This window comes from Burkholderia anthina, assembly GCF_902498995.1.
Taxonomy (GTDB): domain Bacteria; phylum Pseudomonadota; class Gammaproteobacteria; order Burkholderiales; family Burkholderiaceae; genus Burkholderia; species Burkholderia anthina.
The window spans coordinates 1-619 of sequence record NZ_CABVLY010000066.1; the positions used below are offsets into that span (position 1 = coordinate 1).

Genomic DNA, 619 nt, shown 5'->3' on the forward strand with positions numbered 1-619 from the left:
AAGGGGTGACGGCGTACCTTTTGTATAATGGGTCAGCGACTTACGTTCAGTAGCAAGCTTAACCGTATAGGGCAGGCGTAGCGAAAGCGAGTCCGAATAGGGCGTTCAGTTGCTGGGCGTAGACCCGAAACCAAGTGATCTATCCATGGCCAGGATGAAGGTGCGGTAACACGTACTGGAGGTCCGAACCCACTAACGTTGAAAAGTTAGGGGATGAGCTGTGGATAGGGGTGAAAGGCTAAACAAACTTGGAAATAGCTGGTTCTCTCCGAAAACTATTTAGGTAGTGCCTCGTGTCTCACCTTCGGGGGTAGAGCACTGTCATGGTTGGGGGGTCTATTGCAGATTACCCCGCCATAGCAAACTCCGAATACCGAAGAGTGCAATCACGGGAGACAGACATCGGGTGCTAACGTCCGGTGTCAAGAGGGAAACAACCCAGACCGCCAGCTAAGGTCCCCAAATATAGCTAAGTGGGAAACGAAGTGGGAAGGCTAAAACAGTCAGGAGGTTGGCTTAGAAGCAGCCACCCTTTAAAGAAAGCGTAATAGCTCACTGATCGAGTCGTCCTGCGCGGAAGATGTAACGGGGCTAAGCTATATACCGAAGCTGCGGATGC

The 619-nt window shown here is 51.5% G+C and carries 1 rRNA gene; it reads left to right on the forward strand.

The features are described 5' to 3' along the window. Nucleotides 1-619, forward strand: a 23S ribosomal RNA gene (locus BME24068_RS34790); the annotation flags it as partial.